Genomic DNA, 8477 nt, shown 5'->3' on the forward strand with positions numbered 1-8477 from the left:
CGAGGCCACCGGCGACGTCGGCGCTGCGCTGCTGGGCGTCGGTGCAGTCGTCGTGCGCCGCCTGCCAGCGCCGGCACAGCGCCCGCTCCAGGCCCATCGCGGCGATGACCTCGGCGTTGCGCCGGGCTGCCTCGGACACCGCCTGGCGCCGCCCGGCATGCGCGGAGGCCGCCCGGGTCGGCCCGCGCGTGGCCAGGTCGGTGATCAGGGTCAGCCCGGCCAGCAGCACGGCGCCGCCGACCGCGACCGCGCCGATCAGCGGGTGGAACAGGAAGCACAGCGCCACGTAGGCCGGCAGCCACGGCAGATCGAACAGCGCCGCCGGGCCGGAGCCGCTGAGGAAGGCGCGGATCTGGTCGAGGTCGCGCAGCGGCTGGGCGGCATCCTCGGGCCGGGCCCCGCGTAGCGGCGCGCGCACGCTCAACGAGAACACCCGCGCGCCGACGTCGGCGTCGAGCGCGGCGCCGATCCGGGCGAGGATGCGCGAGCGCAGGGCCTCGAGGCTGGCCTGGGCGGTGAACAGGATCAGCGCGAGCACGCACAGGCCGACCAGGGTCGGGATCGAGCGGCTCGGGATCACCCGGTCGTAGATCTCGAGCATGAAGAACGAGCCGGTCAGGGTGAGCAGGTTGACCAGCCCGCTCATCCCGGCCACCGCCGCGAATGCGCGCGTGCTGCGCCGCAAGGCGCTGGGCAGCTCACCCGTGTATTGACCCGGTCTCATGGCCTCTCCCTCGAAGCGCAAAGCTTCGACATGCCAATGCACGCCATACTTGATCAAACTCTGTAGGGCGGATGGTTAATGGATTATTGCCGGAGCGGCGGGGTCGTTTAGTTTTGATTGCGACGGCTCAACAGCTCGCAAGGGCGATTCGCCTGCTCGTGATTCAATTTCCGGGTTTGCCGTTACTTGAGGCGATCGAGTGTCGCGGCGAGGCACAGGACGCCACTGCAGCTGGCGGGGCCCTATCAGAGTACGTGTCTGCCGCTCGCCACTCCTTGAGCCGTGCCCAGAGGCGCTCGACAATGTTGCGGTTGGTGTAGATCCAGTCTGGGCAGTGCGCGGCAGCCTCGTTGCGCTTGGACGGGATGGCGAGTTCTGCTCCGGCCTCTCGAACCGGCTGCTGGAAGCAATGGCTGGCGTAGCCCCGATCAGCCCCAACCCATGGGGAATGCGCGGTAAGCGGTCGAGTAGGTGCTGCGCGTGAGGCAGTTCATGGTCCGTCCCGGTACGATCGGAAGGCGGTCGCGCTGCCTTTGCCGTTGGCGATCACGCGAGCCTTGATTCCATGGTGGGCACCTGATCGACCAGAGGCTTCACGTTCGTCTTGTTCAGCTACAGTTCGCCGCTTCTCGGTAAGCGCTGTTTTTAGGCCACGGCTTTGAAGGCTGGCATGGCTGGGTAGGCCCATGGCAGCAGGTCGTCGAGACGGCGCTGCGGGTGGCCCTCAACGATGCGGGTGATGACGTCGGTGAGATAGGCGTGCGGCTCGACGCCGACGAGCTTGCAGGTTTCGATCAGCGAGGCGATCACCGCCCAGTGTTCGCCCCCGGCGTCCGAGCCGGCGAACAATGCGTTCTTGCGGTTCAAGGCCAGGGGCCGGATCGTGCGCTCGACCACGTTGGAGTCGATCTCGACCCGGCCGTCGTCGAGGAACAGGCTCAAGCCGGCCCAGCGCGTCAGGGCGTAGCGGATCGCATCGGCGAGCTTGCTCTTGCGGCTGACGAGCCCGAGCTTCTCGCGCAGCCAGGGCTCCAGCCCGTCGATCAGCGGCCGGCTGCGCTCCTGACGCACGGCGCGCCGCTCGTCGGCCGGGCGACCACGAATGTCGGCCTCGATCCGGTAGAGCGCTGCGATGCGCGCCAGCGCCTCTGTGGCGATCGGCGAGGCGGCGGCGAGTTCGTAGAAGGCACGACGGACATGGCTCCAGCAATAGGCCAGCCGCACCGCGCCGCCCTTGGCCAGCACCTCGTAGGCCGCATAGCCGTCGACCTGGAGCACGCCCTCGAACCCGGACAGATGTGCGATCGGCCGACTCGCGGTGCGGTCGGGGGCGTAGACGTAGGCGACGCACGGCGGGTCCGATCCGCCCCAGGGCCGGTCGGCGCGGGCATAGGCCCAGAGCTGGCCCGTCTTGGTCCGGCCCCGGCCCGGATCGAGCACCGGTGCCGTGGTCTCGTCGGCAAATAGCTTGCCCGAGCGCTTCAGCGTCTCCAGCAACCGCGCGTGCACCGGCCGGAGCAGGAAGGCGGCGCGCCCGACCCAGTCGGCGAGCGTCGAGCGATCGAGGACGACGCCCTGGCGGGTGAAGATCTGCGCCTGGCGGTAGAGCGGCAGGTGGTCGGCGTATTTGGAGACAAGCACCTGCGCGACCAGCGCGTCGGTGGGCAGGCCGCCCTCGATCAACCGGGCCGGTGCCGGGGCTTGCGCAAACGCGTCCTCGCAGGCCCGGCAGGCGTAGCGCGGCCGGCGGATCACCAGCACCCGGAACTGCGCCGGCACCACGTCGAGGCGCTCGGACACGTCCTCGCCGATCCGGTGCAGTGTACCCGCGCAGCACGGGCAGGCAGTGATGTCGATGTCGACGAGGGTCTCGACCCGCGGCAGGTGGGCGGGTAGCGCGCCGCGGTTCGTCCGACGTTTGGCTCCCCGGGCAGTCTTTTTGGCCGGCTCGGTTTCCTCGGCGGCGAGGCCCGCGGCCTCGACCTGCTCGGCCTCCTCCAGCCCGAGCAGGAGTTGGTCCTCGGGCAGGCTCTCGGCCCGACGGCCGAAGCGGTGGCGCTGCATCGCCAGGATGATCTGGCGCAGCCGCTCGTTCTCGGCCTGCGCCTCGACGAGCTGCGCCCTGAGCGTCTCGGGATCGTCGGAGGAGGGTGAAGCAGGCTTGGCCACGAAGCAGATTAGAGCATATCTGCCAGTATTTTACCACTGTTCCGGAGCGATCGGGCCAGCCTTTTTGATCAGCCTGCGACCGCCGGCACGCTGACCGGACGCGCCGCATGGACGCGCTTCCAGTCCAGTCCTTCAACGAGAGCCGCGAGCTGCGCTGCGCTCAACCGGACTACGCCGTCCTCGATCTTCGGCCAGCAGAACTGACCGACCTCCAGACGCTTGGCCGCGAGGACCAGTCCGGACCCGTCCCAGACCAGAAGCTTCACCCGGTCGGCCCGTTTCGAGCGGAACACGTAGACCGTGCCGGAGAACGGATCCGCGCCCATCGCCTCGCGCACCAGAGCCGCCAGCCCGTCCATGCCCTTGCGGAAGTCCACCGGCCGGGTGGCCAGCATCACGCGCACCACCCCGGATGGCCCGATCATGCCGAGCCCTTCAGGGCCCGGATCACCGCCGCGATCTGGGCGGCGCTCGCACCCTGAGCGATGCGGACCGCGACGCCGGAGATCTCCAATTCGATCCCGGTGGTGGCCGGATCGCGCCGTCGCGCAGGTCGGGACCGCTGCGCAGGTGCAGCCAGCGGCTCGGGCGTTGGCTCCGCGACGAGAGCGGGAACGAAGCTCATCGCTGTGGAAACCTGCGCGGCCTCAAGCGCGCGCCGCGCCTCTCGGCGCCAGCCGAACACCTGTTGCGGTGTGAGCCCGTGGCGGCGGGCCACCACCGATACGACCGCGCCGGCCCGGAGCGTCTCGTCCAGGACCGCCGCCTTGGCGTCGGCCGACCAGACCCGCCGACCGCCAGCGCCGTTGATGACCTCCAGCCGCCTCGGCTCAAACCTACGCTCAAGTCCAGACACGAGCTGATCCCCACTCCACAAGGCAATGGCCATCAGCATCCAAACTCGTCACGCCTACCGAAAGGGCGGACCCAGACACCGCTTACGCTTCTCGTAGGCTCAGCCGCCTTCTGATGCGCACGCATGTTGGTGCCGTCGAGGAACACCATGCCTAGCTCAACGCCGAGCTCCTACGCGTGCATGAGAACAAGCAGATGCTCCCCCACCCTTTCGCGCGACCATTGGATGAAGATCTGCGCCGCCTGCCACTGCGGCGAGAGGCCTCGCGGGATCGCGCGCCACTTGGCGCCTTCTGATGTCGCCATAGAATAGCAGCGAGCGTGCGCCGCAGATCCCGCGGCGGTGTCTTCGCCGACAACCGCGACCAGTGGCGCGAGACCAGCCCACTTCACGTTGCTGAGCATCGTCCTTCCTGTGATCGAAGGCGAACAACGCGTGCGCTCCAAGGAAGTCGAGGCCGCGGTAGACCCTGCAGTGATTAGACCCCACTACTCTTGATCGTCTCAATGTAGGCTTCTTCGGCACGCATTTCGGCCTCGCTGCCTGTCGTCGCATCGCTAGTTTCAGCATTCGGCTCCGGCGCTTGAGGCTCGGGCAGCGTCGGCAGCGATACGTCGTTGCTGTCCAGCTCTTCCACGCGCTCTGTTCCGCTCATCCATACCTCCTGTCAGTCCGACGTGGCGAGTTCGGGCAAACAATCATAAGCCGATCGGCCTCGTTCCCTGGGGGCGCTTCTTCCGCTAATTCGAAGACTTGTCAGCCTCGCGGGGTGCCTCGCGCTACGCGCCATGGTCATTTGCACGCTGCTGTCCGAATCATCACCCACGCGGTTCGCCAATGCGCATCTATGCGAGAACACTGGCATCAGATCGCAAGCGGTCCAATTCCGTCAGATTACCGCTCACTTCCGCTGGCGGCACTTGATCCTCCGCTGCCACTACCGCTGCCGCTGCCGCTGCCTCCACTTAAGCTCGACCCAACGCTACCTGAGAGCTGGCTCGGCGAACCAAGTTGTGTCCCGTTCGGGTTGGTGTCCAGGCTCATCTCTGGTGAAACGAGCCCACCAGGTGCGGGGTTGAACGGCTGAATTGGTTCTAGGGCTGGCTTGCCGCCCGCTAATGGGATGACCACTCTATCGGTCCGGATCTGATTCTCGCACAGCCCCTGGCAAATCGGCACCATCAGATCGGTTGGCTGACAAATCGGCTTCATTACGCCTTGGACGCACGTACATCGGCACAGAGCGGATGCGGGCATCGGCAGAAGCAAAAGCGAGGCGGTGACGGCGACCATCAGTGAGCGCATAACGAACAATCCGATTGCCTGCTTAGGGCGATTGAGGCTGATACCATGCCGGCTGTCAGGAGCGGAACACCGCCTCGGTTATGCGTGATCTTTTTGCCGCACCGTTGCGGTCTAAAGCTCGGACAGCTTCATAACCGCCTTTACCAATCTTGTATCCCAAACCCCGTTGCGCATCGGCTCCGGCAGGGAAGATGTGCCACCGACCCTGCCAGGCCGAGAGCAAGATAGGCGGAGGGCTAATACCAACTCCTTAGAGCCTATTCCGGTAGGGTTTGCTGAGCGACGATGACGTCACAGGCGAAGTGGAGGAAGGCTCGGTAGGTCTCGGGCGTCTTGGACCCGCGGATGAGGATACCGCGGAAGCGGTTAAGCCAGGCATGGGCGCACTCGACGACCTAGCGCTGGGCCTTTGCCCCGCGATAGCGTCGGGCTTGGATTTCCTCGCACCGGCGGCGCGGGTGCAGGACGAAGCCACGCTCTTGGGCCCGGGCGCGGAGGGGGGCAACGTAGTCGTAGCCCTGCGCGGATGCTGGAGCGCCCACTTGATCGGCCTTGGCCGGGCGACCGGCACGGCGTCCGCGGTTTCACGCATCAGGAGGTGATCGTTGACGCAAGCCCTCGCGATGACGATGCCAATGATTCGACAGGTTCACCATAAGAGGCATGCCGGGCTGGTCAGTGAGCACCGAGCGCATGACCCCGCGCTTAACGCGGCTGGTGGGGTTGGGGCCGGTTTTCCCCCACCCCAGGGGCGCCTTGCCCATGGCGCCATCTAGGGACAGCCACCTCGTTGATTTTCTTGACCACGGCAGCGTACTTGCTCCAGGCTATCAGCAGCGTGCCAACTACGTCGTCGAGGACGATCGCCGGCAGCCTAGGCAGGCGCGCTTACTTAGCATTGAGAAAGTCGTCGTTGAAAGGCGCTTAGCGACTGTGAATAACCATCGTGCCGCCGTGAATGACAGTTGCCAAATCAAGCTAGGGACTTTGCCCATCAGCCTCGACCGTCAAGATGGCTGGGCGAACTTCGTTCACGTAACTGATCAGATTGGGGAGAATGAGCGCTCGCGTTGACTGATGCTGCAGTACCGTAGCGGCTGCCCGCCGAGGTGCCAGCTGTTCGGTTCGACTCGCCATTTTACCTCGATCTCTGGTACGAGCCTAATGCGACTCTCAAAATCACCAGGTATTGTTTCCACTCTCCTCGCGGGATGCGCGCGTTCAGCAATGTCGGCTGCTGGGACGGATTGAGCGGACCTGCCGTTGTCGGCGGGGCAGCGAGACCGGATAGGGCGGGTGCAGGCGACGGAACGTTGGCTGGGATGCGCGCCGCAACACCTGCGCAAATATGTCGTTCAAGGAGGATTCGTTTGGCCATGACAGTTGCGCTTATTTTGGTCACTTATAGTCATTGGCCACAGAAGCTTATTGATAGCGTCGAGCAATCTGGAATTAAAGTCAAATGGTACATCCATCATCATGGAACAGAAGAAAAATTTATAGAACGCCTTCGGGGTCTGGAAGGAAAAATAAATGTTTCTCTGTACTTTCATATGAAGAATCGTGGGCTTTCTCGAAGCTGGAATGACGGGTTAATTGTGGCCTATCATGAAGGTGCCGAGTACGCGTTGATTGTTAATGACGATCTACATTTCGTGGACGGCGGATTTGCGAAATTTATCGAGTTCGCGCGTTGCGTAGACAACCTTGGTATTTGCTACACGATGGGCCTGGAAATAGGCGATAGCTTGATTGCTGGATCAGTGGTTCAGCAAGGCATGGCATGTGCAATCATTACCCCAAATGCCATTGGGCAAGTTGGGTATTTTGATACCAATTTTGCGCCGGCTTACTACGAAGACATGGATTATAATTTGCGGGCCAGTCGGCTCGATGTTGTAATCGTTACACATAGAGAAACGCTGGTTGAACATGACAGATCGACCACCACAAGAACCAACCCGGTAATAAAAGAAAAAATATCAGACATTATGCACCTTAATAGGGATTATTTTGAGCGAAAATGGAACGTATTTGACAGAGATTATGGACGCTTTGGTGGGCAGATTCCCTTCAAGACTCCATTCAATGACCCGAGATTTGGGTTGCACATAGCTTGGGAGGTGCGAGATAATCCGTATCCGGGTTACGAGCAGGGATTGAATGATAAGTCGCGATAGCTTGATTTATGCTTTGAATGATATTTATCGCGTTCTTCGTCTGACGGTACTTGAATCAGCGGGTGCGTTAGCGTGCTACTGTATCTCCTCTGCTACCCAACGATCTCGAATTTGAGATTGCCCCACGCCTCCCACCTTCCCGGCTGCGTTCAAAGGGCGGCCTTCCCTCTGTCGAGGACCGAGCTGTGATGACTGGGATTCGCAATGACCCAAGTGGTAAATTTGGGGATTTGGCGCCGGTCGTCGCGTCGATAATAAGGCTCCCTCATAGGGTCTTGCGCGAGACAAATTTCGCTGATTCATTCGCTGTGGGGCGCAGAGATTGAGCCGCCGAGAGCTGATCGAACTGTTGCTACGACATCAGCGCTCGGACAAAATCTCGCGCACGTCCTCCAAGCCAACGTCGACCGACCGTAAGGAGCGCCGCGACCAGGCCAAGCCCGGCGGGGCCAAGCCCGGCGGGGCCAAGCCCGGGCACGAAGGCCACAGCCGCGTGATGAGCGAGGATCCTGACGCGGTCGTCGAGCGTCGTCCCGACCACTGCGCGTGCTGCGGCGGCGCCCTGCACGAGGATCTTTCCGCCGAGGTCGTCAGCGCCTCCGAGCGGATCGAGCTGCCAGAGGTGGCCCCGGTCGTGACGCAGCATCGCCGGTTGGCCGTGCATTGTCCAACCTGCGGGGCGCGGGTGGTCGCACCGGTGCCGGAGGCGGCACGCGGCTCCCCGTTCGGCCCGCGGCTGCATGCGGTGGCGACCTATCTCGAGACGTTTCAGGCGCTGTCCTACGAATGGCTCTAGCTGTTTGGTTGCGGAACGTCGTTGGGATGCGGCGCGTTGGGCGATCAAAGCCTATGCGTGGCGGTTTGCAGGTGTGCGCCGCCGTTCTTCCAGGAGGGCTCGCTGATGCTCGCCATCCATCCCCAAGCCCGCACCACCCCGGCTGTCCGCGCCGAGATCGCCCGCTCGTACGAGCGCTCCGGTGTGCTGGCCAAGCGCTACGGCGTGTCCACCGAGACCATCCGCAAATGGCGCAATCGCGGTCCCGATGCGTGTCAGGACCGCTCGGCTCGGCCCCACAAGCTGCCCTGGAAAGCCACCGATGAGGAGCGCGCCATCGTGTGCGCGCTCCGCCGCTCCACCGGCTTTCCTCTGGATGCACTGACCTTCATCGTCAGCCACTTCCTGCCACACCTGAACCGGGATGCGGTCTACCGCATCCTCAAGGCCGAGGGCCTGAACCGGCTG

The 8477-nt window shown here is 63.7% G+C and carries 6 protein-coding genes and 4 pseudogenes; 4 read left to right on the plus strand and 6 right to left on the minus strand.

All coding sequences use genetic code 11. The features are described from left to right. The 6 genes and pseudogenes from FV233_RS26520 to FV233_RS30645 form a co-directional block, all read right to left on the minus strand. A partial coding sequence (locus FV233_RS26520; RefSeq protein WP_246690098.1) for an ABC transporter transmembrane domain-containing protein occupies positions 1–724 on the minus strand: 724 nt, incomplete at its 3' end. A gap of 645 nt (positions 725–1369) precedes the next feature. Next, positions 1370–2893 (minus strand): IS66 family transposase, encoded by a 1524-nt coding sequence (locus FV233_RS26530; protein WP_147899289.1) that lies wholly within the window; start codon positions 2891–2893, stop codon positions 1370–1372. A gap of 68 nt (positions 2894–2961) precedes the next feature. After that, positions 2962–3318: an IS66 family insertion sequence element accessory protein TnpB gene (gene tnpB, locus FV233_RS26535; RefSeq protein ID WP_147899290.1), complete on the minus strand. Its 357-nt coding sequence runs from the start codon at positions 3316–3318 to the stop codon at positions 2962–2964. After that, a complete protein-coding gene (locus FV233_RS31695) occupies positions 3315–3788 on the minus strand; it encodes a transposase (RefSeq protein ID WP_147899291.1) in 474 nt (157 codons plus the stop codon). Before FV233_RS31695 ends, tnpB begins: the two co-directional genes overlap by 4 nt. A 62-nt stretch (positions 3789–3850) precedes the next feature. Beyond that, positions 3851–4153 (minus strand): annotated as a pseudogene (locus tag FV233_RS26545) (transposase); the annotation flags it as partial. A 74-nt stretch (positions 4154–4227) separates the two neighbouring features. Beyond that, on the minus strand, positions 4228–4404 hold the full coding sequence (locus tag FV233_RS30645) for a hypothetical protein (RefSeq protein ID WP_187278235.1): 177 nt from the start codon (positions 4402–4404) through the stop codon (positions 4228–4230). Positions 4405–6301: 1897 nt separating this feature from the next. Here FV233_RS30645 and FV233_RS26555 point away from each other — a divergent pair. The 4 genes and pseudogenes from FV233_RS26555 to FV233_RS26565 all read left to right on the plus strand — a co-directional run. After that, a complete protein-coding gene (locus FV233_RS26555) occupies positions 6302–7234 on the plus strand; it encodes a hypothetical protein (protein WP_187278236.1) in 933 nt (310 codons plus the stop codon). A gap of 89 nt (positions 7235–7323) precedes the next feature. After that, positions 7324–7434: pseudogene (locus FV233_RS31395) on the plus strand (IS5/IS1182 family transposase); the annotation flags it as partial. Between the two features lie 101 nt (positions 7435–7535). Continuing rightward, a pseudogene (locus FV233_RS26560) lies at positions 7536–8021 on the plus strand (IS66 family transposase zinc-finger binding domain-containing protein); the annotation flags it as partial. Positions 8022–8135: 114 nt separating this feature from the next. Next, positions 8136–8477, plus strand: a pseudogene (locus FV233_RS26565) (IS481 family transposase); the annotation flags it as partial.

Origin of the sequence: Methylobacterium sp. WL7 (genome assembly GCF_008040085.1) — a bacterium.
Classification (GTDB): domain Bacteria; phylum Pseudomonadota; class Alphaproteobacteria; order Rhizobiales; family Beijerinckiaceae; genus Methylobacterium; species Methylobacterium mesophilicum.